23 protein-coding genes are annotated in these 24,351 nt (G+C 68.9%); 17 read left to right on the top strand and 6 right to left on the bottom strand.

Annotated features, from left to right (window positions below):
• Nucleotides 1–116: 116 nt before the first annotated feature.
• The 7 genes from CSW62_RS04250 (at nt 117) to CSW62_RS04220 (ending at nt 6,289) form a co-directional block, all read left to right on the top strand.
• Complete coding sequence (locus CSW62_RS04250; protein WP_099575938.1) at nt 117–500, top strand: hypothetical protein; 384 nt, start codon at nt 117–119, stop codon at nt 498–500.
• Entirely contained in the window at nt 497–2,095 is a 1,599-nt protein-coding gene (locus CSW62_RS04245) for a methyl-accepting chemotaxis protein (protein ID WP_099575937.1), read from the top strand. The genes CSW62_RS04250 and CSW62_RS04245 overlap by 4 nt, the downstream gene beginning before the upstream one ends.
• A 134-nt stretch (nt 2,096–2,229) precedes the next feature.
• A complete protein-coding gene (gene greA, locus CSW62_RS04240) occupies nt 2,230–2,703 on the top strand; it encodes a transcription elongation factor GreA (protein ID WP_099575936.1) in 474 nt (157 codons plus the stop codon).
• Nucleotides 2,704–2,800: 97 nt separating this feature from the next.
• On the top strand, nt 2,801–3,952 hold the full coding sequence (locus CSW62_RS04235; RefSeq protein WP_099575935.1) for a mitochondrial fission ELM1 family protein: 1,152 nt from the start codon (nt 2,801–2,803) through the stop codon (nt 3,950–3,952).
• Nucleotides 3,953–4,022: 70 nt separating this feature from the next.
• Nucleotides 4,023–4,226: a hypothetical protein gene (locus CSW62_RS04230; protein ID WP_233206610.1), complete on the top strand. Its 204-nt coding sequence runs from the start codon at nt 4,023–4,025 to the stop codon at nt 4,224–4,226.
• A gap of 157 nt (nt 4,227–4,383) precedes the next feature.
• Nucleotides 4,384–5,379 (top strand): UDP-2,4-diacetamido-2,4,6-trideoxy-beta-L-altropyranose hydrolase, encoded by a 996-nt coding sequence (gene pseG, locus CSW62_RS04225; RefSeq protein ID WP_099575933.1) that lies wholly within the window; start codon nt 4,384–4,386, stop codon nt 5,377–5,379.
• A 52-nt stretch (nt 5,380–5,431) separates the two neighbouring features.
• Nucleotides 5,432–6,289, top strand: a complete 858-nt coding sequence (locus tag CSW62_RS04220; protein WP_099575932.1) for an SDR family NAD(P)-dependent oxidoreductase — start codon at nt 5,432–5,434, stop codon at nt 6,287–6,289.
• On the opposite strand, the gene CSW62_RS04215 is transcribed toward CSW62_RS04220, so the two are convergent.
• From CSW62_RS04215 to CSW62_RS04205, 3 genes are read right to left on the bottom strand one after another with little or no spacing between them, the layout of a single operon-like run.
• Nucleotides 6,286–7,053: a sulfite exporter TauE/SafE family protein gene (locus tag CSW62_RS04215; protein WP_099575931.1), complete on the bottom strand. Its 768-nt coding sequence runs from the start codon at nt 7,051–7,053 to the stop codon at nt 6,286–6,288. The two genes, CSW62_RS04220 and CSW62_RS04215, sit on opposite strands and share 4 nt — an antisense overlap.
• A 4-nt stretch (nt 7,054–7,057) precedes the next feature.
• On the bottom strand, nt 7,058–7,594 hold the full coding sequence (locus tag CSW62_RS04210; protein ID WP_099575930.1) for a rhodanese-like domain-containing protein: 537 nt from the start codon (nt 7,592–7,594) through the stop codon (nt 7,058–7,060).
• Nucleotides 7,560–7,922 (bottom strand): helix-turn-helix transcriptional regulator, encoded by a 363-nt coding sequence (locus CSW62_RS04205; RefSeq protein WP_199170706.1) that lies wholly within the window; start codon nt 7,920–7,922, stop codon nt 7,560–7,562. Before CSW62_RS04205 ends, CSW62_RS04210 begins: the two co-directional genes overlap by 35 nt.
• Before the next feature lie 74 nt (nt 7,923–7,996).
• Between CSW62_RS04205 and CSW62_RS04200 the strand changes: the two genes are divergently transcribed.
• A complete protein-coding gene (locus CSW62_RS04200) occupies nt 7,997–8,857 on the top strand; it encodes an MBL fold metallo-hydrolase (RefSeq protein WP_099575928.1) in 861 nt (286 codons plus the stop codon).
• On the opposite strand, the gene pseI is transcribed toward CSW62_RS04200, so the two are convergent.
• Nucleotides 8,854–9,906 (bottom strand): pseudaminic acid synthase, encoded by a 1,053-nt coding sequence (gene pseI / locus CSW62_RS04195; protein ID WP_099575927.1) that lies wholly within the window; start codon nt 9,904–9,906, stop codon nt 8,854–8,856. The genes CSW62_RS04200 and pseI overlap by 4 nt on opposite strands.
• Before the next feature lie 170 nt (nt 9,907–10,076).
• Here pseI and CSW62_RS04190 point away from each other — a divergent pair, with 170 nt between their 5' ends.
• From CSW62_RS04190 to trxB, 3 genes are all read left to right on the top strand, one after another.
• Nucleotides 10,077–10,334 (top strand): hypothetical protein, encoded by a 258-nt coding sequence (locus CSW62_RS04190; RefSeq protein WP_099575926.1) that lies wholly within the window; start codon nt 10,077–10,079, stop codon nt 10,332–10,334.
• Entirely contained in the window at nt 10,327–10,551 is a 225-nt protein-coding gene (locus CSW62_RS04185) for a type II toxin-antitoxin system HicB family antitoxin (RefSeq protein ID WP_099575925.1), read from the top strand. The genes CSW62_RS04190 and CSW62_RS04185 overlap by 8 nt, the downstream gene beginning before the upstream one ends.
• A 67-nt stretch (nt 10,552–10,618) precedes the next feature.
• On the top strand, nt 10,619–11,626 hold the full coding sequence (gene trxB / locus CSW62_RS04180) for a thioredoxin-disulfide reductase (RefSeq protein WP_099575924.1): 1,008 nt from the start codon (nt 10,619–10,621) through the stop codon (nt 11,624–11,626).
• 129 nt (nt 11,627–11,755) lie between these two features.
• Here the strand turns inward: trxB and CSW62_RS04175 are convergent, their stop codons facing one another.
• Together CSW62_RS04175 and CSW62_RS04170 are read right to left on the bottom strand one after the other, a co-directional pair.
• Complete coding sequence (locus CSW62_RS04175) at nt 11,756–12,985, bottom strand: cell wall hydrolase (protein WP_099575923.1); 1,230 nt, start codon at nt 12,983–12,985, stop codon at nt 11,756–11,758.
• 16 nt (nt 12,986–13,001) lie between these two features.
• Entirely contained in the window at nt 13,002–13,481 is a 480-nt protein-coding gene (locus CSW62_RS04170; RefSeq protein ID WP_099575922.1) for a Dps family protein, read from the bottom strand.
• 60 nt (nt 13,482–13,541) lie between these two features.
• Between CSW62_RS04170 and CSW62_RS04165 the strand changes: the two genes are divergently transcribed.
• The 6 genes from CSW62_RS04165 (at nt 13,542) to CSW62_RS04140 (ending at nt 24,346) form a co-directional block, all read left to right on the top strand.
• A complete protein-coding gene (locus CSW62_RS04165; RefSeq protein WP_099575921.1) occupies nt 13,542–15,941 on the top strand; it encodes a PAS domain-containing sensor histidine kinase in 2,400 nt (799 codons plus the stop codon).
• Between the two features lie 134 nt (nt 15,942–16,075).
• Nucleotides 16,076–19,429 (top strand): amidohydrolase family protein, encoded by a 3,354-nt coding sequence (locus CSW62_RS04160; protein WP_099575920.1) that lies wholly within the window; start codon nt 16,076–16,078, stop codon nt 19,427–19,429.
• Between the two features lie 266 nt (nt 19,430–19,695).
• On the top strand, nt 19,696–21,408 hold the full coding sequence (locus tag CSW62_RS04155) for a PAS domain-containing methyl-accepting chemotaxis protein (protein WP_143324327.1): 1,713 nt from the start codon (nt 19,696–19,698) through the stop codon (nt 21,406–21,408).
• A gap of 176 nt (nt 21,409–21,584) precedes the next feature.
• Complete coding sequence (locus CSW62_RS04150) at nt 21,585–22,148, top strand: sigma-70 family RNA polymerase sigma factor (protein WP_233206608.1); 564 nt, start codon at nt 21,585–21,587, stop codon at nt 22,146–22,148.
• A complete protein-coding gene (locus CSW62_RS04145) occupies nt 22,145–22,783 on the top strand; it encodes a ChrR family anti-sigma-E factor (protein ID WP_099575917.1) in 639 nt (212 codons plus the stop codon). Before CSW62_RS04150 ends, CSW62_RS04145 begins: the two co-directional genes overlap by 4 nt.
• A gap of 9 nt (nt 22,784–22,792) precedes the next feature.
• A complete protein-coding gene (locus CSW62_RS04140; protein WP_099575916.1) occupies nt 22,793–24,346 on the top strand; it encodes a cryptochrome/photolyase family protein in 1,554 nt (517 codons plus the stop codon).
• The last annotated feature ends 5 nt before the right edge of the window (nt 24,347–24,351 follow it).

Genomic DNA, 24,351 nt, shown 5'->3' with positions numbered 1-24,351 from the left:
CCTGCGGCCAACCGACGCCATCAACCGATCTTAAGACTTCGCCAACCACGTCCGTCCCAACAGTCTCCCTGTGCGCCCACCTGCTTCAGTCCAGGGCGCAAGGGAGACCGCCCGCCTTGACGATCCAGCCCCCCGTGACGCGCCACCCGGCCGCCGTCGCTGGCGCGGTCGCTCTGTCGATCCTCGGCGCCGCGCTTGGCCTGGTCGCTGCGGCGGCCGTGGACGCGCAACCCCGCACGCCTGGACGGGTCGCCGCCGTATTCCCGCCCTGGTGGAGCCCGGCCCGCGTGATCGGCGCGGCCGGTTCGGCCGGCGACATCGCCGGCGTGGGCGCCGTTCCCTTCATCGTCATCCTGCGCGCCTCTTCGGACACCAAGACGCCCGCCGACCTCTCCCAGCGCGCCCGGTCCGCCGGCGCTCTGGCCCTGTTCGATCCCGCTCTCGCCGGCGCCTGCGCGCGTCCGATCCAAGCCTTTTCCGTGAGTAAGTCCTCGTCATGAACCTCGCCTTCTCGAACCTCGACGCCCAACGCCGGGTTGGCGGCAAGCTGGTCTCTACCCTGGCCTGGTTGATGATCCCCGTGGTGCTGGCCGCGCGCCTCACCGTGCACGGGAACCTCGTCGGCCTGGCCGTCGCCTCGGTGTTGACGGCGACGGGGGCGACCCTGGCGTGGCGCTTCGGCGGCGAGACCTCGGCCGGCCGCTCGCTGGTCGGCGTGGCCCTGATGGCGCAAGTGTCGCTGCTGGTCTCGGCCCTGGGCGGCCACGCCTGGCAGACCGACATGCACATGGCCTATTTCGCGGCCCTGGCTCTGTTGGTCGTCTATTGCGACTGGATCGTCATCGCCGCCGCCGCCGCCACCGTCGCGGTCCATCACCTGGGCCTGTCGTATCTTCTGCCCAACGCCGTGTTCCCCGGCTCGGCCAGCCTGGGCCGCGTCATCGTCCACGCGGTGATCCTGATCGTCGAGGCCGGGGCGCTGATCGCCGTCACCGCCAGCGTCAACTCGATGTTCTCCGTCGCCCAGACCGCGCGCGCCAAGGCCGAGGACGCCGTCGGCGAAGCCCGGGCCGCCAATGACGCCGCAGAGGGCGCCCGTCGCTCCGAGGAAGAGAGCCGCGCGGTCAACACGGCCGCGCGCGAGCGCGCCGAGGCGCAGCGCGACGCCGCCATCGCTGCGATCGGCCAGGCCCTTTCGCGCATGGCGCGCGGCGACCTGACCACCCGCCTGGACCAGCGCTTCGCCGAAGCCTACGAGGCCTTGCGCGCCGACTATAACACCGCCGCCGCCAAGCTGGCCGACGCCCTGAGCGTGATCGAGGGCCGCGTAGACGGCGTGCGCGCCGGCTCCGACCAGATCGCCGACGCCTCGGTCAACCTGGCGCGCCGCACCGAGCGCCAGGCCGCCAACCTGGAAGAGACCGCCGCGGCGATGGACGAGATCACCGTCACGGTCGGCCAGACAGCCTCCGGGGCCAAGAAGGCCGCCGACGTCGTCGCCCGCACGCGGGACGATGTCCGCGACTCGGGCGAGGTGGTGCAGCAGGCCGTCGCGGCCATGACCGCCATCGAGAGCTCGTCTCAGGAAATCAACAATATCATCTCGGTCATCGACGAGATCGCCTTCCAGACCAACCTTCTGGCCCTCAATGCTGGGGTCGAAGCCGCCCGCGCCGGCGACAGCGGCAAGGGTTTCGCGGTCGTCGCCCAGGAAGTCCGGGCCCTGGCCCAACGCTCCGCCGAGGCCGCCAAGGAAATCAGGGCCCTGATCACCGCCTCGACCCAGCAGGTCGACGCCGGCGTCGGTCTCGTCGGCCGCACGGGGTCGGCGCTTGAGAAGATCGTGGCCCAGATCGCCGAGATCGACGCCCTGGTCTCGGAGATCGCCAGCTCGGCGCAGAGCCAGGCCCACGGCCTCTCCCAGGTGAACAGCGCCGTCAACCAGATGGATCAGGTGCTGCAGGAGAACGCCGGGATGGTCGAGCAGACCTCGGTCGCCACCCAGACCCTTAACGCCGACGCCGCATTGCTGGCCGATCTGGTGGGCCAGTTCGAGCTGCCGCGCGACGCTGGCCCGATCCGCCGCCGGGCCTGACGCACGGCCTTCGGGGACAAGCTGGCCGCCCCCCTTGCGTCTACGGAGCTGGGCGCCTATCCTCCCAGCCCCCGGTTGTGAGCGCCCTCGACCGGAAGAATTTTCCTCCCAAGGCGTCCGAGCTAAAATCCGCAATGGAAAAAGTGCCGATGACCGTCGGTGGGTATCAAACCCTCGACGAAGAACTGAAGCGTTTGAAGACCGTGGAACGGCCGGCGGTTATCGCCGCTATCGCTGAGGCGCGCCAGCATGGTGACCTGTCGGAAAACGCGGAGTATCACGCCGCGAAAGAACGTCAGGGCTGGATCGAAGGCCAGATCGCCGAGATCGAGGACAAGATCGCGCGCGCTCAGGTGATCGACGTGTCGAAACTGTCGGGCAAGCAGGTGAAGTTCGGCGCGACCGTGTCGGTGATCGACGAAGACACCGAGGACTCGGCTCGCTACCAGATCGTCGGCGAGCACGAGGCGGACGTGAAGTCGGGCCGGATTTCCGTGTCCTCGCCGCTGTCGCGCGCGATGATCGGCAAGGAAGTCGGCGAGGTGGTCGAGGTCAACACCCCCGGCGGCACCAAGGCCTACGAGATCACCAAGGTGGAGTGGCTGTAAGGCGGTTCGCCCCAGCTGCGCCATAAATCGAGTACAATGGAGCGAGGCTGCTTTTTAGAGCGGCCTCGTTTCGTTTGCGTGTTCCCGGGGTCGCCACTTGGCCGAAACGCCGAAACCTCCCTTGAAAGTGTGGGCCGTGTCCGACGGCCGGGCCGGCATCGAGGCCCAGGTCGTGGGCCTGTCGGAGGCGATCGCGCGCCTGGTTCCCTGCGAGGTCACCGTCAAGCGCGTGGGCTGGAGCGGCAATATCGGCCGCCTGCCGTGGTGGCTGAACCTGTTGCCCAAGCGCTGGCTGACGCCGGAAAGCGGCATTCCCCAAGCCAAGGACGGCGACTGGCCGGACCTGTGGATCGCCGCCGGCCGCGCCACCCTGCCGCTGTCGATCCGCGCCAAACGCTGGTCTGGCGGCAAGACCTTCGTGGTCCAGATCCAGGACCCCCGCGTGCCGGCCACCATGTTCGACCTGGTGATTCCGCCCAAGCACGACCGCCTGACCGGCGACAACATCCTGCCGATCACCGGATCGCCGCACCGCGTGACCGCCGCCCGGCTCGAGACCGAATACGCGGCCTTCGCGGACGTCATCGATCCCCTGCCCCATCCGCGCGTGGCCGTGCTGGTCGGCGGCAAGTCCAAGGCCTTTGACCTTTCCAGCGAGCGCGCGGCCCAGATCGCCCACTCGATCCAGATCCCGCTGGAGCAGGACGGCGGGTCCTTGCTCATGACCTTCTCGCGGCGCACGCCCGAGCCGGCCCGCGCCCTGATGACCGCTCGTCTGCGCCACCTGCCGGGCGTGGTCTGGGATGGCGAGGGGCCGAACCCCTATTTTGCCTTCCTGGCCGGCGCCGACTACATCCTCGTCACCGAGGACTCGACCAACATGGCCACCGAGGCGGCCTCGACGGGCAAGCCGGTGTTCGTGCTGAAGATGGACGGTTCCAGCCTGAAGTTCCGCATGTTCCACGAGGAGCTGGAAAGCCAGGGCGCGGCGCGGCCTTACGGCGGCGCCTTCCACGGCTGGACCTACGCTCCGGTCAACGAGACCGACCGCGCGGCGCGGGAAGTGCTGGGCCGGATCGGGGTGGAGATCCCGCAGCCGGTGGTCGAGGCGGAGGCCGCAGCGGTCGCGGACGCGCCGAAACCGAAGCGCAAGCCTCGGGCGAAAACGGTCGAGAGGGGTGCGGAAACGCCCACCGAAAAACCCGCGCCGAAGCCTAGGAAGCCCCGGGCGGCAAAAGAAAAAACCTGATTTTTGCTGCTTGCGAGCGCGCGAATGTTCGCGTTATGTTCGCGACATGGTTGAGAGTGAAGACTCACGGTTGATCAGCAAGGCCGCGCGGAACGAGCGCCGGAAAGCGTTCGCTGCCACCTGCAACGCCTTGTCTGTAGCCCTATTCATTTCGGCGGGCCTTCAACCGCTCATGGCCGGTCGTTTCAACCTGCTGGGCGCTCTTGTCATCAGCGCCGTGGTCGTTGCCCTCCAGATCGTACTCCACTACATTTTAAGGCAAGTGGAGGACTAAAATGGACCCTCTCGTTCAGTTCGCCCTCATGGGCTTGGCGTTCGCCGCCGCCGCGTTCGTGGTGTTCTGGCTTTCTATGCGCAGCGATCGCCGCTGACCCTCGCCACTCTTCGCGCAACTCATCCGGAATTAGCCTCCTACGGCGGCGACCGCTGACATGACCCGCATCCTATTCGTCTGCGCGGCCGGTCCCGCTGTCGGCGGCGGCCATGTGATGCGGTCCTTGACCCTGGCGCGAGCCTTGGAGGCGCGCGGGGCGGGCTGCGCGTTCATGGACTCGCCCGAGGTCGCCAAGGTGCTGGACGCCTTTGCGCCGGACATGGCGCGGGTCAACAGCGACGACGACTTCGACGCCCTGGTGTTCGACAGCTACGCCCTCACCGCCGATGACCACCGCGCGGTCGCCAAGGGTCGCCCGAGCCTGGTCATCGACGACCTGGCCAACCGTCCGCTGGCCGCCGATCTCGTCCTGGACTCCGGCCCAGCGCGGACTGCTGAGGACTATGCCGGCCTTGTCCCGCCGGCCGCCAGGCTGTTGCTCGGCCCCGGCTACGCCCCCGTCCGCCCGGCCTTCGCGGCCTTGCGGGAGGCCGCCCTGGCCCGCCGCGCCGAGCGCGCGCCCGTGCGCCGGATCCTGGTCTCGCTGGGCCTGACCGACGTCGGCGGGATCACCGGCCGCGTGGTCGGCCTGCTGCGCCCGATCATCGGGGCGGTGACGCTGGATGTCGTCCTGGGCGGCGGCGCGCCCAGCCTCGCGGACCTCTGGGCCCTGGCGGCCGACGACCCGCGCCTGGCGCTTCACGTCGACACCCAGCACATGCCGGAACTGGTCTTCGACGCCGACCTGGCCATCGGGGCGGGCGGCTCGACGACCTGGGAGCGCTGCGTCCTGGCCCTGCCCGCCCTGACCCTGATCCTGGCCGACAATCAGGTCGCCGCCGCGCGCGCCCTGGAGGCCGCCGGGGTCACGCCGTGCCTGGCGGTCGATGCGTTCGACTTCGAAACTGCCTTCGTCGACGCGGTGCAAGCGCTGCTGGCCGACGCCGACAAGCGCGCGGCCCTGTCGACCGCCAGCGCCGCCGTCTGCGACGGAGGGGGCGCGGATCGGGCGGCGGAAGCGTTCCTCGCCATATGCGACAACCAAACCCTCTAGCGAACAGCGTTCGCCTGCCCCTATCTTGGCCGTAACCAAGCGAGGGGGCGACATGGCGCAGAAGAAATCGGTGGTGATCACCGGGGTATCGACCGGGATCGGCTGGGCGGCCGCCAAGGTTCTGATCGGCAACGGCTTCCGCGTCTTCGGCAGCGTCCGCAAGCAGGCCGACGCCAACCGGCTGCAGGCCGAGTTCGGCGAGGCCTTCACGCCACTGATCTTCGACGTCACCGACGGCCCCGGGGCCCGGGCCGCCGCGCGTCAGGTCGAGAGGGCCCTGGCCGGCGCGACTCTGGCGGGCCTGGTCAACAATGCCGGCGTCGCCGTGGCCGGACCGCTGCTGTACCTGCCTGTCGACGAGTGGCGCCAGCAGCTGGAGGTCAACCTGACCGGCGTGGTCATCGCCACCCAGACCTTCGCGCCCCTGCTCGGCGCGGGCGGCGGGCCGGTCAAGGACCCTGGCCGGATCGTCAACATCTCGTCGGTCGGCGGCCGCAACGCCAACCCGTTCATGGCCCCCTACTGCACGACCAAGTTCGGGCTGGAGGGCCTGTCGGAATCCCTGCGCCGCGAGCTGATGCCCTTCGGTGTCGACGTCGTGATCGTTGCCCCCGGCGCGGTCGCCACCCCGATCTGGGACAAGGCCGACCAGATCGACACCACCCGCTACGCCAACACCGTCTACGCCCCGGCCCTGGAGCGCCTGAGGACCTATATGCTGTCGATCGGCAAGTCCGGCCTGGCGCCGGAGAAGATCGGCGAGGTCATCCACACGGCGCTGACGGCCCGGAGGCCCAAGGTCCGTTACGTCGTCTCGCCCTCGCCGATGCAGGTGCTGATGACGGAGATCCTGCCGAAGCGGACGCTGGACCAGATCACGGCCAAGCGGCTGGGATTGATCGCGAACTAGCTCAAGGCCCGCCAGGCGACATAGGCGGCGGTGGCGACGATCATCGCCGCGAACAAGCGACGGGCGAGGCCCGCCCTGGCCGCCAGGCGCGGGGCCAGGCGCGCGCCCGCGACAACGCCGAAAGCGCCGCCGACCACCAGGGCCAGGAACAGGCGTCCGTCCACCAGGCCAGAGGCGGCGTAGCTGACGCTGGTGGCCGCGCCAAACAGGGTGACCGACACCAGCGACGAGGCCGCCGCATTGGCCAGGGTCATGCCGGTGGCCGCCATCAGGCCCGGTGCGATCAGGAAGCCGCCGCCGATCCCGAAGAAGCCGGCCGCCAGTCCCGTGGCCGCTCCGATAGGGACCAGGCGGACAGCCTTGGCCGGATCGATACGCACGTCGGGATCGCCGGGCGAGCCGGGGGCGCGGAACATCGACAGGCCCACGGCGGCCATGGCCGCGGCGAACCCGAGCAGCAGGTGCTGGCCCGCGACAGCCTTGGCCAGGTGCGCGCCGACCAGCGAGCCGACCAGGCCGGGCGCGCCGAAGGTCAGGGCGCAGGGCCACTTGACCCTGCCCGCGCGGGCCTGGGCCGCCAGGCCGGCCGCCGCGTTGACCGCCACGGCGGCCGCCGAGGTTCCGATCGCCACGTGCGGGTCCCTGACCCCGACGACATACAGCAGCAGGGGCGTGGCCAGCACCGACCCGCCGCCGCCGAACAGGGTCAGCAGCAGGGCGACCAGCGCCCCGCTGAGCAGGGCCGCGAGCAAGCTGATGTCCATCGCCTTACGCCGACGCCGGGCGGTTCCAGGGCGCAAGGGCCAGCAGGCGCGCCATGCCGCAGAAGCCGGTGACGCCCGCGAAGGTCAGGCCCAGCCCGACAAAGGCTGCGACGCCCAGGAACAGCGGCGAGACGGTCAGGCCCAGCACGACGCCCAGCACCACCAGCAGGCCGGCGGCGATCTGCACCTGGCGCATGATTTCCAGCGGCGCCTTCAGGTCCCGCTCGACCGGCAGGCCGGCGGCGTCCCAGGCGTCGAGCCCTCCGTTCAGCACATAGGCGCGCGCGCCGCAGGCCGTGGCCAGGCGTTGGGCGTTGGCCGTCGTACGCATGCCCGAACGACAGGTGAAGACCACCTCCCGGGCGTCCGGCAGGCTCAGGCCCTTGGCGTCCAGGGTCGAGACAGGCCGCGACAGAGCGCCCCGCGCGCGTCGGCGGGCGAACTCGTCGGGCTCGCGGATGTCGACGAGGACGGCTCGGCCGTCCAGCAGGCGCTGGGCGACGTCGTCAGGCGTCAGTGACGTCAGTATCGGGGAGGTCATGGGCGGCGCTCTCTGCTGGGGGACAGAAGATCTCCGCGAGGACGCCAACCACCTTCAGAGCGGCGGGATCGGCGATCCGGTACCAGACCGTTTGGGCTTCGCGGCGCGCAGCCACGACCCCCTCATCCCGCAACACCGCCAGGTGTTGCGAGAGCGCCGACTGCGACAGGCCGACCAGGGGCTGGATCTGCCCCACCGACCGTTCGCCCTCGGCGAGCTGGCAAAGGATCATCAGCCGCCGCTCATTGGCCAGGGCGCGCAGGAGCCGGGCGGCTTCCGCGGCGCTGGCCTCGAACTGGCCGACGTCGAAACGCGAGAGATCAAACATGAGCGCCATATATTAGCTTATGCTAAATTAGCAAGTCCTTATATGAAGGCCCCGCTCATTTGGAGGCTCAAACGATGCGACCCGAGGTTCAAGCGTTTTTCGATCCGGCGACCTTCACGGTCAGCTATCTGGTCACCGATCCCGCCACGCGCGTGGCCGCCATCATCGATCCGGTTCTCGACTTCGAGCCCAAGGCCGGGCGGCTTTCGACGCGTTCGGCCGACGCCCTGCTCGCGGCCGTCCAGGCCCAGGGCCTGACCCTGGCCTATGTGCTGGAGACCCACGCCCACGCCGACCACCTGACCGCCGCCGACTACCTGCGCCGCCAGACCGGCGCGAAGATCGTCATCGGCGCCAGCATCGTCGAGGTGCAGAAAACCTTCATCCCGGTGTTCGAGGCGGAGATCGCCGCCGACGGCGCGGTGTTCGACGTGCTGATGAACGAGGGCGACAGCCTGCCGCTGGGCGAGCTGACCATCGGCGCCCTGCATACGCCCGGCCACACCCCGGCCTGCCTGACCTATCTTATCGGCGACGCGGCGTTCGTCGGCGACACCCTGTTCATGCCCGACTACGGCACCGCCCGCGCCGACTTCCCGGGCGGCGACGCGCGCACGCTGTACCGCTCGATCCGCAAGGTGTTGGAGCTGCCAGCGCAAACGCGGATCTTCGTCGGCCACGACTATCTGCCAGAGGGCCGTTCGGACTATCGCTGGGAAACCACCGTGGCCGAGGAGCGGGACCGTAACGTCCACGTGGGCGGCGATGTCAGCGAGGAGGCCTTCGTAGCCCTGCGCCAGGCCCGCGACGCCACCCTGGCCGCCCCGACCCTGATCCTGCCCTCGCTGCAGGTGAACATCCGCGCCGGCGCCTTGCCCGAGCCCACCGCAGCGGGGAACGTCTTCCTGCGGATCCCGGTGACCGTCGCGGCCTAACCGACCATCGACCAGTCCAGCGGCTCGCCGCGCGCGATGTCGCGGGTCGCGGTCTTGCCCAGGACATTGTCCAGCTCGCCCGGCGGCAGGCCGTTGCCGGGGCGGACCGAGCGGATGTTGGCGCGAGACAGCGTCTCGCCAGCCTTGATGTCGACGGTGACATAGAGCGAGCGACGGAACAGCAACGAGCCCTGCTCGGCGCCCAGCACGTCGTAGTGGGCCGCGCCCAGCGAGGCCCAGGCGTTCTTGGTGTCGTCGACCAGGGCCTTGAATTCGGCGGGCTCCAGGCTGAAGGCGGCGTCGGGGCCGCCGTCGGCGCGGGCCAGGGTGAAGTGCTTCTCGATCACGCAGGCGCCCAGCGACACCGCCGCCACCGATGCGGCCGTGCCCGGCGTATGGTCCGACAGGCCGATCGGGCAGCCGAAGCGGGCGGCCATGTCCGGAACATTGCGCACATTGGCGTCGGCGAAGGTCGCCGGATAGCTCGACACGCAGTGCAGCAGCAGCACGCCCGCCGCGCCCGCGCCCAGAGCGGTGTCCAGCGCCGTCTGCATCTCCTGCAGGTTGGCCATGCCGGTCGAGATGATCAGCGGCTTGCCCTTGGAGGCGGCGTACTTGATCAGCGGCAGGTCGACAGCCTCGAACGAGGCGATCTTGAAGGCCGGTGCGTCCAGCCCGTCCAGCAGGTCGACGGCGGTCTCGTCGAAGGGGCTGGAGAAGATCGTCACCCCGCGCTGGCGGGCGCGCTCGAAGATCGCCGCGTGCCACTCGAACGGCGTCTGGGCTTCCTGGTAGAGTTCGTAGAGCGTGCGCCCGTCCCACAGGCCGCCGTGGATCCTGAACTCCGGACGGTCGACGTTCAGCGTGATGGTATCGGCGGTGTAGGTCTGGATCTTGATGGCGTCGCAGCCGGTGTCGGCGGCGGCGTCGACCATCTGAAGACAGCGGTCGAGGCTGCCATTGTGATTGCCCGACAGCTCGCAGATCACATACGGCGGGAAGGCAGCGCCGATCTTGCGGCCGGCGATCTCGATGAAGGGGGCGGACATGGCTTGGTCCTTGGGTCCTGTCACCCGAAAACGTGGTTGCCGCCAGTTTAACCCCGGAAAGGTGGATGAGGCGTCAATCGCCGCCGGCGCGATACAAAACTCATGATTGAGTCAATTGCACAGAACAGCCTTTTCGTGCTCAATTTGTTCTCCGTATTGACGGAGGAACCTTGTCTCAGGGCGCGAAGCTGTTGGCGGCGATGGCGGCGAACCCCAAGGGCGATTGGCGTATCGGTGACGTCGAAGCGGTCTGCCGTCATTTTGGCGTGACCTGCAGAGCGCCGTCCGGCGGTTCTCACTATACGCTGTCGCACCCTTCGAGCGTTGGAATCCTTACGATTCCGGCGCGCCGTCCGATCAAGCCGGTGTACATCAAACAGCTCGTGACCTACCTTGGACGTGTGACGGGACCCGCGAACGATGCCTGACGACGGCTACAGCATCGTTGTCGAACCGCTCTCCATCGAAGACGGTGGAGGGTTCCTGGCCACCGTGCCCGATCTTCCCGGCTGCATGTCAGACGGTGAAACCGAAGTCGAGGCGCTGCGGAACGTTCGCGCGGCGATCGAAGACTGGATGAGCCACGCCCGCGCGGAAGGCCGCAAGATTCCGGCGCCCAACAGGCATTTCAGTCACGGAATTTAGAACCCAAACGGCTTCAACCGGACCCCACAATATAGCGCCGGAGCGGAATCGCGCCTAGATATCCGCCATGTCCACGACCGCTCCCCGCCAGACCCGCTGCCTGATCATTGGTTCGGGCCCCGCCGGCTACACCGCCGCCATCTATGCCGCCCGCGCGCTGCTGAAGCCCGTGCTGATCGCGGGCATCCAGCCCGGCGGCCAGCTGACCATCACGACCGATGTCGAGAACTATCCGGGCTTCGCCGACGTCATCCAGGGCCCCTGGCTGATGGACCAGATGCGCGCCCAGGCCGAGCATGTCGGCACCGAGTTCGTCGGCGACATCGTCACCTCAGTCGACCTGTCCAAGCGTCCGTTCGCGGTGAAGACCGACAGCGGCCAGGACTGGATCGCCGAGACGATCATCATCGCCACCGGCGCCCAGGCCAAGTGGCTGGGCCTGGAAAGCGAGAGCAAATATCAGGGCTTCGGCGTTTCCGCCTGCGCCACCTGCGACGGCTTCTTCTATCGCAACAAGGACGTCATCGTGGTCGGCGGCGGCAACACCGCCGTCGAAGAGGCGCTGTTCCTGACCAACTTCGCCAGCAAGGTGACCCTGGTCCACCGCAAGGACGAGCTGCGCGCCGAAAAGATCCTGCAGGAGCGCCTGCTGGCCCACCCGAAGATCGAGGTGGTGTGGGACAGCGTCATCGACGAGGTCACCGGCACGAGCGATCCCATGGGCGTCACCGGCGCGCGCCTGAAGAACATCAAGACCGGCGAGACCACGCAGATCGCCGCCGACGGCGTGTTCATCGCCATCGGCCACGCCCCGTCGTCGGAGCTGTTCGCCGGCCAGCTGGAAGTGGGTCCGGGCGGCTATCTGAAGGTCAAGCCGGGCTCGGCCTCGACCGCGATCGAGGGCGTCTACGCCGCCGGCGACGTGACCGACGACGTCTACCGCCAGGCGGTGACGGCCGCCGGCATGGGCTGCATGGCCGCGCTGGAGGCCGTGCGCTTCCTGGCCGAGGAAGACCACAAGGCCGCACACCATCCGATCAGCCATGCCGAGGCCAATAAAATTGGGGTTTGGTGATCTGAACTAGATCCTCCCCCGCGATGCGGGGGAGGTGGCCCAGAGGGCCGGAGGGGGCCAGCGCGGCATGCGTCCAGTTCGCCCCCTCAGTCGGCTTCGCCGACAGCTCCCCCGCATCGCGGGGGAGCATCAATTCAGCGGGTTCAGCAAGCTCGGCGGCCGCGCCTTCGGTTTTGGCGGCGGTGGCGGCGGTGCGGCCGGGGCCGGCACGGTCGCCGGTGGGGGCTCGCTGACCGCTTCCAGCGCCTTGTTGATCCTTGCGATCTCGTCGGCCGTCGGAATCCGTCGCCCCGCCACCGTGCCTTGCATGGTGAGGCGCTCGCCGGTCGGCGAGTTCTCGTCCGGCACTGAGACCAGCTTGGCGTCGGGCAGGGCCAGGTTCGAGACCCCCAGCATCTGGGCCATGGCGCCCGTCGCCGCCGGGGCGGCCGGCGCGTTCTGGGCGGCCAGGATCTCGGGCGTGGCCGCTTCCAGGGTGCGCGGATCGGCGGCCATCAGGATGTCGGCGCTGACCGTCTCATTGCCGGAATAGCGGCCGTTGAAGGCCTTCAGCGTGCCGGCTGGCCCCGTCCAGCGATAGAAGATGTGCTGGCCGAACTGCTTCAGCTTGACCAGGGTCGGGGCCCAGTACGGCGAGACATAGTCAGCGTGGTAATGCGTGGCCACGCCCACCGGCTTGAACACGAAGCCGCTCAGCGCCCGCTTGGCCACGGCCTGGGCGTTGGCCCACAGCACCGGCGGCGGAACACGGGCCAGAGAGCCGTCGCAGGCGAAGCTGAACTGGCAGCCGGTAGCGCGCGCCGCGCCCTCGTAGATCACCCCGCAGATCGACTTCGGATAGCCCGGGTGGCGCATGCGGTTGATCACCGTCTGGGCCACGGCCATCTGGCCCTCGCCCGGCTCGAACCCGGCCTCGTAATAGACCGCCTGGGTCAGGCAGTTCAGCGCCTTGGCGCGAGCGTCGGCGGTCCCCGTCAGCACGAACGGCTTGGCGACCTCCAGCTCTTCCGGGACCGCCGGCCGCAGGGCGTTGATCACCCGCGCCTCGTCGAAGTCCGGCGCGCGGTCGCCCAGGCGCGGGATGGCCTTCAGGTTGATGACCTCCCAGCCCTCGACGCGGCCCCAGTAGTCCTTGTGCGGACGCGGGTCGTGACGCTTGGCAAGGGCCAGCATGGCCGGGTCGAAGTCCGCGACATAGTGACGCAAGCCCCGCTCGGTGAAGCTGCCGGTCACCCGCATCAGGCCGGCCTCGCGCCCCGACCCGGACGGCACGTAATAGGTGGCGCACGCGGAAAGGCCGCCGACGACCAGCACGGTCGCGGCGGCCTTCCAGGCCTGGTGCGTTCCCAGGGTCCCCACCCTGTCCCCAGTCAGCTTACTTGCCGCCCAGGGTCGAGCGGATCATCCAGGCGTGCTTCTCGTGGGCCTGGAGGCGCTGGGTCAGAAGGTCGGCCGTGGCCTCGTCGCCCGCCTCGTCGGCGACCGGGAAGGCGTCGCGCAGGGTGCGGATAACCGTTTCGTTGTCAGCCTTCAGTTCGCTCAGCATGGCCTCCCACTCATTTTCGGGATTGCCGTCCTTGATGCTCGAGAGGTTGCCGAAGGCGGCGTAGCCCTGCGGGGCCAGCTCGCCCAGGGCGCGAATGCGTTCGGCGATGTCGTCCAGCGCCGCCCATTCCTCCTGGTACTGACCTTCCAGCAGAACGTGCAGGGATTGGAAGTTCGGGCCGCGAACATTCCAGTGATAGCCGTGCGTCTTCAGATAGAGCGCATAGCTGTCTGCCAGCACCTTGTTCAGGGTCGCGGCGATGTCGGCGCGCTGTTTGGCGCTCAATCCGGTGTTCAAGGTATCGGCCATCACTGATCTCCCGTGTTGCGTGCTCTAGGTAAGCGTGTCCATGCTCATGACAAGACATCTTTGCGGGGAGCGAAGGTGGAGAAGAGAGACGCCCCGAACTTGGCTTCCGACGAGCACCGTCGAATCCATGCTCTAGTTAGCGCTTGGCTCATCCCTCCGGTTCCACCGCCGGCGTGGCGATGCGCCGTCGCTGCGCTGATCGGCGTGGCCATGGCCGTGCTGATGCGCATTGCGCTGCTCGGCCTGCACGGCGGCGTCGGCGCCACCCAGCCCTTCTTTCCACCCATCATGCTGGTGACGCTGTACGCCGGCTGGCGCTGGGGTCTGGTCCCCATGGCCGCCGGCGCGGGCTTCGCCGCCTGGCTGTGGAGCGACCAGGGCGTCGCGCCGATGTCCGAGGACGAGCTGGCCACCATGGTCATCTACCTGCTCTGCGCGGTCATGGTGCTGGTCGCCGCCGAGGGCCTGCGCGGGGCGATGCGGGGCCTGGCCCAGGCGCGGGAGGAACGGGCCGAGGCGGAGGCCCGCCTGCGGGTCACCCAGAGCGCGGCGGGGGTGGGTCCCTGGGACTACGACCTGGTGACCGGCGAGCTCTACGTGTCGCCCGGCGCGCGGCGAAACATGGGCATCTCCGACACCGCGACGATCGTGCTGGACGATGTCCCTCGCTACGTTCACCCGGACGATCGCGCCATGATGAGCGAACGGATCCAGCGCACCCTGCGAGATTTCGAGGACTACGAGGTCGAATACCGTCTTGCCGACACCAGCAAGGGCGAGCGGTGGATCCACGGGCGCGGCGAGGTGGTCCGCGACGAGGACGGCAAACCCGTTCGCATGATCGGCCTGAACTTCGACGTCACCAACCGGCGACGCGCCGAGGAGACCGTGCGCGAAAGCGAGGCCCGCTTCCGCGCGCTGGCCGACAGCGCGCCGGCCCTGATGTGGGTCACGCGGCCCGGCGGCGTCCGCGAGTTCGTCAACCGCGCCTATGTAGAGTTCGCCGGCCTGGACTACGAGACGGCGGTCACCCTGGACTGGCGCACGCGCCTCTTTCCCGAAGACCTGCCCAGCATCCTCAAGGCCCAGTCCCAGGGCGAGGCCTCGCGCCAGCCCTTCCAACTCGAGGGCCGCTATCGCCGGGCCGACGGCGCGTGGCGCTGGCTGAAGTCGTTCTCGCAGCCGCGCTTCGATGCGGCGGGCGAGTTCGCCGGGTTCGTCGGCATCGCCTTCGACACGACCGACGCCAAGCAGGCCGAGGCCAAGCTGACCGGGATCAACGAACTGCTGGAAGAGCGCGTCGAGGCGGCCGTGGCCGAGCGCGACGCCGCCCAGGCCGCCCTGCTCCAGTCGCAGAAACTGGAGGCGATCGGCCAGCTGACCGGCGGGGTGGCCCACGACTTCAACAACCTGCTGACCGTGATCATCGGGGCCCTGGACGTGGTCGAGCGCAACCCGGACGACGAACGCCGGCGCACGCGGATGGTCAGCGCCGCCCTGGCCGCCGCCAAGCGGGGCGAGAAGCTGACCCAGCACCTGCTGGCCTTCGCCCGCCGCCAGCCGCTGAAACCCGAGGTCTGCCGTGTCGACCGCCTGATCGCCGAGTCCGAGGGCCTGCTCAAGCGCGCCCTGGGCGACGCCTACACCTTCAACCTCCGCCTCGGCGGCGGGGTTCGCTCGGCCAGGATCGACGCCGGCCAGTTCGAGGCGGCCCTGCTGAACCTGGTGGTCAACGCCCGCGACGCCACCCCGCCCGGCGGCGAGGTCACCATCGAGAGCCGCCCCGTCGTCATCACCAAGAAGCAGGGCGAGCTGGAGCCCGGCCCCTACCTGCGCGTGGCCGTGCGCGACACCGGCATGGGCATGGACGCGGCCACCATCGCCCGCGCGGTCGAGCCGTTCTTCACCACCAAGGCGCCCGGCGAGGGCACGGGGCTGGGCCTGTCCCAGGTCTACGGCTTCGCGCGGCAGTCGGGCGGCTCGGTCGACATCGAGAGCAAGCCCGGCCAGGGCGCGACCGTGGCCCTGCTGCTGCCCATCGACGAAGGCGCGCCGGTCGCCGACACGATCCCGGCCGTCGACCATGTCCAGGCCCAGGTCCCCTCGCGCGTGCTGCTGGTCGAGGACGACCCCCAGGTCGCCGAACTGGTCGGGGTCATGCTGCACGACCTGGGTCACTCGGTGGTCCGCGCCGGCGGCGTCGACGAGGCCCTGACCCGCCTGGCCCAGGACGACGGCATCCAGCTGGTGCTCAGCGACGTGATCATGCCCGGCGGCAAGAGCGGCGTGGACCTGGCCGAGCAACTGGCCACCGACCGCCCCGGCCTGCCGGTGGTGCTGTGCTCGGGCTACACCGGCGGCGATCAAGGCCGCGCCCGAGCCGGGGATTGGCCCTTCCTGAGCAAGCCGTTCTCCCTGGAGAGCCTGGCGCAAGCCCTGGCCCAGGCGCGGCCGCATTAGGGGACTTCGAGGGCGGCGTGGCCCTCGCAGACTTCCGCCTGCCAAAACCTTCCAACCGCCACCGTGACTCCTGGCGGGTTCCCTCATACGCTCCGCGTCCGCGCGTACGGATTGCGTCTGAGGGGGTAGTGGGAATGGATCGTCGGCTGACGGCGCTGGTCGCCTTGTTGTTGATGTCGGGTTCGGCTCTGGCGCAGACCGCGCCGCCCGCGCCCGCTGCTCCCGCCGCCGGTGCGGCCCAAGAAGCCGCCAAGACCGACAAGCCCGAGAAGTGGAACATCAACGCCCCGCCCGGCGTGGCCACCCGCGAGATCCGCATCGCCGTCGACAACGGCACCTGGATGAATGTCGACGTCTCGCGCGACGGCAAGCTGATCGCCTTCGACCTGCTGGGCGACATCTACACGATGCCGATCGCCGGCGGGACGCCGACCCGGATCGCCGAGGGCCTGGCCTATGATCACCAGCCGCGCTTCTCGCCGGACGGCAAGCGCATCGCCTTCACCTCGGATCGCGGCGGCGGCGACAACATCTGGGTGATGAACCTGGACGGCAGCGACAAGCGAGCCGTGACCAAGGAGGACTTCCGCCTTCTGAACCAGCCCAGCTGGAGCCCGGACGGCCGCTTCATCGTCGCCAAGAAGCACTTCACCACCGGCCGCTCGCTGGGCACCGGCGAGGTCTGGATCTACCACGTGTCGGGCGGCGGCGGCGTGCCGCTGGTCAAGCGCGCCAGCGAGGTGCTGCAGAAGGAGCTGGGCGAGCCGATCTACGCCGCCGACGGCAAGAGCATCTTCTATGTCCGCAACGTCACCTCGGGGCCGATCTTCGAATACGCGCAGGACTCCAACACCGACCTGTTCGACATCGAGCGCTACGACCTGGAGACCGGCGAGGTGACCACCGTCGTCTCGGGCGTCGGCGGCTCGGTGCGCCCGACCCCGTCGCCCGACGGCAAGAAGATCGCCTTCGTCCGCCGCGAGCGGACCAAGTCCAAGCTCTATGTGAAGGACCTGGCCTCGGGCGAGGAGCGCAAGGTCTATGACGCCCTGGATCAGGACGTGCAGGAGACCTGGGCGGTCACCGGCGTCTATCCGAACATGGCCTGGACGCCCGACGGCGCCAGCGTGGTGTTCTGGGCCGGCGGCAAGATCCGCCGCGTGGCCGTGGCCGATGGGGCCAATAGCGTGATCCCGTTCAAGATCGACGACACCCGCGTGGTCATCGACGCCATCCACCCTCAGGTCGAGATCGCTCCCGATCGCTTCCAGACCAAGATGCCGCGCTGGGCCAGCGTCTCGCCGGACGGCAAGTCGGTGGTGTTCGAGACCCTCGGCAAGCTGTGGATCAAGCCGACGGCGGGCGGCAATGCCCGTCGCCTGGTGACCAGCGACGAGGCCGCGTTCGAGCTCTATCCGGCCTGGTCGCGCGACGGCAAGACCGTGGTCTTCGTCGGCTGGACCGATGCTGGGTTAGGCCACCTCCGCACCGTCTCGGCGGCCGGCGGCGCGGCCAAGGACGTGATGAGCCAGCCGGGCCACTTCGGCGTTCCGCAGTTCTCGCCGGACGGCAAGACGATCGTGTTCGAGCTGCGTCGCAGCGGCGGCCTGACCTCGCCGCGCTGGTCGCAGAACCCGGGCGTCTATCGTGTGGCCGCGACCGGCGGGACCCCGGTGCGGGTCTCCCGTGAAGGCTCCGAGCCGCAGTTCGGGGCCAGCAACGACCGCGTCTTCATGCTGATGTCCGAGAAGGGCAAGCGCCAGCTGGTCAGCACCAATCTCGACGGCGAGGCCAAGCACGTCCACGCCAGCGGCGAGATGGTCAACGACTACCAGGTCGCGCCCGACGGCCAGAACGTGGCCTTCCGCCAGAACTACGAAGCCTTCGTCATGCCGCTGCTGCCGGGCGCGCAGGACGTCTCGGTCGACCAGAAGGGCGGCGCCCTGCCCGTCACCCGGGTCAGCGCCGAGGGCGCGGACTTCATCAACTGGTCGAACGGCGGACAACAGATCCACTGGAGCATGGGCCCGACCCTGTTCACGGCCAACACCGAGGCGGTCTACGCCAATGCGCCCCCGGCTGAAGCGCCGAAGGACGCCCCGAAAGACGCCTCGAAGGACTCCGGCAAGTTCAAGCCTGTCGCCACGGGCATCTCCCTATCCATGGAGGTCGCCGCCGACAAGCCGACCGGCGTCGTGGCCCTGACCGGCGCGCGCATCGTCACCATGGCCAGCAAGGACGGCGGCGTCATCGACGACGGCGTCATCGTCATCAAGGGCGACCGCATCGTTTCAGTCGGCCCGAAGGCCGGCGCTTCGATCCCCGCCGGCGCCAAGGTCATCGACTTGGCCGGCAAGACCATCATCCCGGGCCTGGTCGACGCCCACGCCCACGGGCCGCAGGGCGAGGACGACCTGGTGCCGCAACAGAACTGGTCGTCGATGGTCAACCTGGCCATGGGCTCGACCACGATCCACGATCCGTCGGCCCGCGCCGCCGAGATCTTCGTGGCCGGCGAGATGCAGCGAGCCGGCAAGATCCTGGCCCCGCGCACCTTCTCGACCGGCGAGATCATCTACGGGGCCAAGTCGCCGGAGGTCTATGCCGAGATCAACACGCTGGACGACGCCCTGGCCCACGTCCGCCGGCTGAAGTCGCAGGGCGCCCACAGCGTCAAGAACTACAACCAGCCCCGCCGCGAACAGCGCCAGATGGTGGTGGTCGCCGCCCAGAAGGAGGGGATGGAGGTCGTGCCGGAGGGCGGCTCGCTCTACAGCATGGACGTCACCCTGGTGCAGGACGGCAATTCGACGCTGGAGCACAACCTGCCCGTCGACCGCTTCTACGACGACATCGTCAGCTTCTGGGCCCAGACCAAGACCAACTACACCCCGACCCTGGTGGTGGCCTATGGCGGCCTGGCCGGCGATCCCTACTGGCGCCAGCACATGGACGTCTGGAAGCATCCGCTGCTGTCCAAGCACGCCCCGCCGGCCCTGCTGGCCGCGCGCAACGTCCGCCGCGCGTCCGCGCCGGAGGAGGACTATGTCGACGGCGCCACCGCCCGCGAGGCCAAGAAGCTGGCCGACCGCGGCGTGCAGGTGGCCATCGGCGCCCACGGCCAGCAGGCGGGCCTGGGTCCGCACTGGGAGCTGTGGTCGTTCGTGCGCGGCGGCTGGAGCCCGGTGGAGGCCCTGGCGGCCGGCACCATCAGCTCGGCCCGCTCCTTGGGTTACGACAAGGACGTCGGCTCGCTGGAGGCCGGAAAACTCGCCGACCTGCTGGTGCTGGACGCCGACCCCACGGTCGACATCCGCAACAGCGACAAGATCAACCGCGTGATGCTGGGCGGCCGCCTCTACGACCCGGCGACACTGAACGAGGTCGACACCGGCAAGCGCGTCCGCCAGCCCTATTGGTGGGAGTGCTCCGGCGAGGCCTTTGGCGGCAGCCAGCCGGCGGAGTCGACGACCGAGGATGTGGGTTAAGCCGACAGGCTATTCTACGGACTTGAAGACGGCGGGTCGCACTGCGGCCCGCCTTTTTCACGCGTCGACCTGGGCGCTCACAAGAGTCATGGCCCCGTCGGGGCGACACTATGTCGCCGCCAGATCCCGCGTTTCGTGGGTTTGAGAATTCCGCCCGTTAATCGTTGGCGCCTAAGCATGGTCGGGCCGGGATGGAAACCTCCGTCCCTGGGCCAACACACAGCCGCCGAGCCCTGACGCCGCGCGGCGAGAGGCGAGGCACTGCGATGGCGAACTTTCCGTGGTCGAACGATGCCGGGGCGACCCTGGACGCGCTGAGGCAGTCGTTCGCGATCATCGAGTTCGAGCCGGGCGGCAAGATCATCACCGCCAATGCGCTCTTCTGCCAGACCGTCGGCTACAGCCTGTCGGAGATCCAGGGCCGACATCACAGCCTGTTTGTCGATCCGGTCGAGGCGCAGACCCAAGCCTACAGAGATTTCTGGGCGCGGCTCGACGGCGGCCAGTTCGACTCCGCAGAATACAAGCGGTTCGGAAAAGGCGGCCGCGAAGTCTGGCTGCAAGCGTCCTACACGCCAGTCCGCAACGCCGCAGGCAAGGTCACCAAGATCGTCAAGCTGGCCCTGGATATCACCCAGGCCAAGCAGAAGTCGGCCGAGGACGCCAGCATCCTGCAGGCCATCTTCCGCTCCCAGGCCGTGATCGCGTTCGACCTGAACGGCATCATCCTGGAGGCGAACGAGAATTTCGAGGCGGTCACGGGCTACCGTCGCGACGAGCTGGTCGGTCACCACCACCGCATTCTGGCCGAGCCCGCCTACGCGGCCAGTCCCGCCTATGCAGAGTTCTGGAAGAAGCTGGCGCGCGGCGAGTTTCTGGCCGACGAGTTCCGCCGCCTGGGCAAGAACGGGCGGGAGATCTGGATGGAGGCGTCCTACAATCCGGTGTTCGACGCCGACGGCAACATCACCAAGATCGTCAAGTTCGCTACCGACCTGACGAGCCGCATGGCCAATGTCGCCTTTATCGGCGCGGCGCTGGCGAAGCTGGCCGAAGGCGACCTGACCGCACGGGTGCAGCAAAACCTCATACCGTCCCTCGACCAACTGCGGGTCGACTTCAACGCTGCGGCCGAAGCCCTGCACGAAGCCCTGGCACAGGTCGCCTCGGGATCGTCGGCGATCCACTCTGGCGCCGACGACATCGCGCAAGCCTCTGATGATCTGTCGCGGCGCACCGAACAGCAGGCCGCCAGCCTGGAAAAGACCGCAGCAGCGCTCGATGAGATCACCGCCACCGTCAGGCGGTCCGCGCAAAGCGCCCAGCAGACCAACGCCACCGTCTCCCTGACCCGCACCGAGGCCGAAGAGTCCGGCCGCGTGGTCGACCGGGCGGTCGAAGCCATGGCGCAGATCGAGGCGTCCTCCCAGCAGATCAGCCAGATCATCGGGGTGATCGACGAAATAGCCTTCCAGACCAATCTGCTGGCGCTCAACGCCGGGGTCGAAGCGGCCCGGGCCGGCGAAGCCGGGCGCGGCTTCGCCGTCGTCGCCCAGGAGGTGCGGGCCCTGGCCCAGCGATCCGCCGAAGCCGCAAGGGAGATTAAGGCTCTGATCTCAAACTCGACCCAGCAGGTCGAGCGCGGGGTGGGCCTGGTCAACCAGACCGGCAAGGCCCTGCAATTCATCGTGGGCAAGGTGGCGGAAATCGACGCCCTGGTCGCCGAGATCACCGTCTCGGCCCAAGAGCAATCGACCGGTCTGGTCGAGGTCAACACGGCCATCAATCACATGGATCAGGTCGTGCAGCAGAACGCGGCCATGGTCGAGCAGGCCACCGCCGCCAGCCACGCCCTGACCGGCGAGGCCGGCGACCTGGCCACGGTCGTCTCACGGTTCACGCTGAAGACCGCGGGAACCCGAGCCGCTGGACGCCCTGCGAAGCCAGCCGCCGTCGCACAGTTCTCTCGCGCCAGCTAGCGATCCACGCCCGCGCCGAGGCGCTGGAGGCAGCCTCTTCAGCCCCCTTCATCCACGTCGCGACAAACTTTTTTGGGCTTCTCGCACAAGGACCTCATCCGCACGCGGTGATCCGTCGTATTAGGGACATGCATGCGATGCGACAGATGCAGGTCCGTTGGCAAGGCGCTCGCTCGATGAGCTTGACGCCTCAGGAAAGCGCGCGGCTTGTCGCCGCCGTGGCGCGGTCGCGCGACCGCGACGCCTTCGCCGCGCTGTTCGAGCACTTCGCGCCCCGGATCAAGACGCTGCTGATGCGCAGCGGGTCCACGCCGTCGGCGGCCGAGGAACTGGCCCAGGAAACCATGCTGATGGTCTGGCGCAAGGCCGAACTGTTCGACGCCGACCGCGCCTCGGCGGCGGCCTGGATCTTCACGATCGCCCGCAATCTGAAGATCAGCAGCCATCGGGGCGGCTCGACGGCGCTGCACGCCTTCGACCCGCACTTCGGCGCGCAGGATCCGCCCCAGCCCGACAGCATTCTCAGCGGCCTGGAAGACGCCCGCCTTGTCCGCGCGGCCATGCGCGCCCTGACCCCAGACCAGGCGCGCGCCATCGAAATGGCCTTTTTCCACGAGCAGACCCATACCGAGATTTCCCAGGCCCTGGGCGTGCCGCTGGGCACCATCAAGGCGCGGATCCGGTTTGGCATGTTGAAGCTTCGCGCCATCATCGAGCGAGAGACGAGAGGTCCAGAATGAGCGCCCGCCGCCAACCCAGCGAAGAGCGGTTGCTGGCTTTCGCGGCCGGCACCCTGAGCGCGCCTGAGTCCGTGGTCGTGGCCACCCATCTCGCGCTGCGTCCCCAGACCCGCGCCTGGACGGCGCTGGCCGAGGCCGTGGGCGGGGCGGTCCTCGACGACGTGGAGCCCAGCACGCTGGACCCGGACGCCCTGGACCTGACCCTGGCCCGCCTGGACGCGCCTGAGCCGCCCCCGATCGCCGCCTCGACCGGCCGCACCGACCCCAGTCTGCCCGCGCCGCTCGCCCTGTTCGATCTGGGACCCTGGCGCTGGCTGGGACCCGGCGTGCACGTCCGCGACGTGCTGGGTCCGCGCGACGGCGACTGCCGGGTGATCCTGCTGCGCATCGCGCCGGGGCAGTCCGCGCCGCGCCATACCCATTCGGGCGTCGAACTGACCTGCGTCATCGAAGGCGCCTACGCCACCGAAGACGGGGTGTTCTCGCCCGGCGACTTCGAAGAGGCCGATCCCAGCATCACCCACCAGCCGCGCGTGGTCTCGGCCGAGCCCTGCCTTTGCGTGGCCGCGCTGGACGGCCAGATCGCCCTGCCCGGCTGGCTTGGCCGGGTGCTGGCCCCCTTCGTCCGCCTCTAGGCGGGGCCGATGACACAGGCCGCCCAGGACCTCGGCGCGCTTCGCCTGGTGCTGGGCGATCAGCTTTCGGACAATCTCTCGGCCCTGGCCGGCGCCGACCCCGCGCGCGACTGGGTGCTGATGGTCGAGAGCCGCGCCGAGGCCACCGCCTGGAAGCATCACAAGCAGAAGCTCGTTCTGGTCTGGTCGGCGATGCGCCAGTTCGCCCAGCGCCTGGCGGACCGGGGCTTTCAGGTCCGCTACGTCACGCTGGACGATCCGGACAATACCGGCACGATCGACGGCGAGCTGCGTCGCGCCCTGGCCGAGCGACCGTTCGCCAAGATCATCCGCACGGCCTGCGGCAAGTGGGGCCTGGAGGCGCATCTGCTGGCGTTGGACCTGCCGGTCGCCATCGAGACCCGCGAGGACGACCGCTTCCTGTGCTCGCGCGCCGAGTTCGCCGCCTGGGCGTCCGACCGCAAGGAATTGCGGATGGAGTTCTTCTATCGCCAGATGCGGCGCAAGACGGGTCTGCTGATGGACGGCGATCAGCCGGCCGGCGGGCGCTGGAACTTTGACGCCGAGAACCGCCGCAAACTGCCGTCAGGCCTGCGCCCGCCCGAGCGCCTGCGCACACCGCCCAATCCGGTGACCCAGGCTCTGATCCAGCGCGTCGGACAGGGGTTCGAGGATCATTTTGGCGAGCTGGCCGCGTTCGGCTGGCCGACCAATCCGGACGAAGCCCAGGCCGCCCTGGACCACTTCATCGCCGACATGCTGCCCGGGTTCGGCGACTGGCAGGACGCCATGAGCTGGGACCGCCCGTTCCTGTGGCACGCCCTGATCTCCCCGGCGCTGAACATCGGCCTGCTCGATCCGCTGGACATCTGCCGCCGCGCCGAGGCCGCGTGGCGCGAGGGCCGCGCGCCGCTCAACGCGGTCGAGGGCTTCATCCGCCAGATCCTGGGCTGGCGCGAGTTCGTGCGTGGGATCTACTGGCTGAAGATGCCGGAATACGGCCTGCGCAACGCCCTGGACGCGCAAGGCAAGCTGCCGTGGTTCTACTGGTCGGGCCAGACCGACATGGCCTGTGTCGCCGACACCGTGCGCGCCGTGCGCGATCACGCCTACGCCCATCACATCCAGCGCCTGATGGTGACGGGCAATCTGGCCATGCTGCTGGGCGTACACCCCGACGCCGTGGACGACTGGTACATGGTCGGGTTCGCCGACGCCTATGAGTGGGTCGAGATGCCCAACACGCGCGGCATGGCCACCTTCGCCGACGGCGGCATTGTCGGCTCCAAGCCCTATGCGGCCAGCGGGGCCTATATCGACCGGATGAGCGACTACTGCCGATCCTGCCGCTACGACGTCAAGGCGCGGGTCGGGGACAACGCCTGTCCGTTCAACGCCCTCTACTGGGACTTCATCGACCGTAACGCCGGCCGGCTGGCGGGCAATGGCCGCATGACCATGCCGCTCAAGACGCTGGAGAAGATGGCCGAGGCCGACCGCCAGGCCTTCCGCCAACGCGCGAACGCCCTTCGGCGGGCCATGGGAGTGACAGATGACGTTTGACACGA

Origin of the sequence: Caulobacter sp. FWC2, from assembly GCF_002742625.1 — a bacterium.
In the GTDB taxonomy this organism is placed as follows: Bacteria; Pseudomonadota; Alphaproteobacteria; order Caulobacterales; family Caulobacteraceae; genus Caulobacter.
This window is presented reverse-complemented; position numbering and strand designations above follow the sequence as displayed.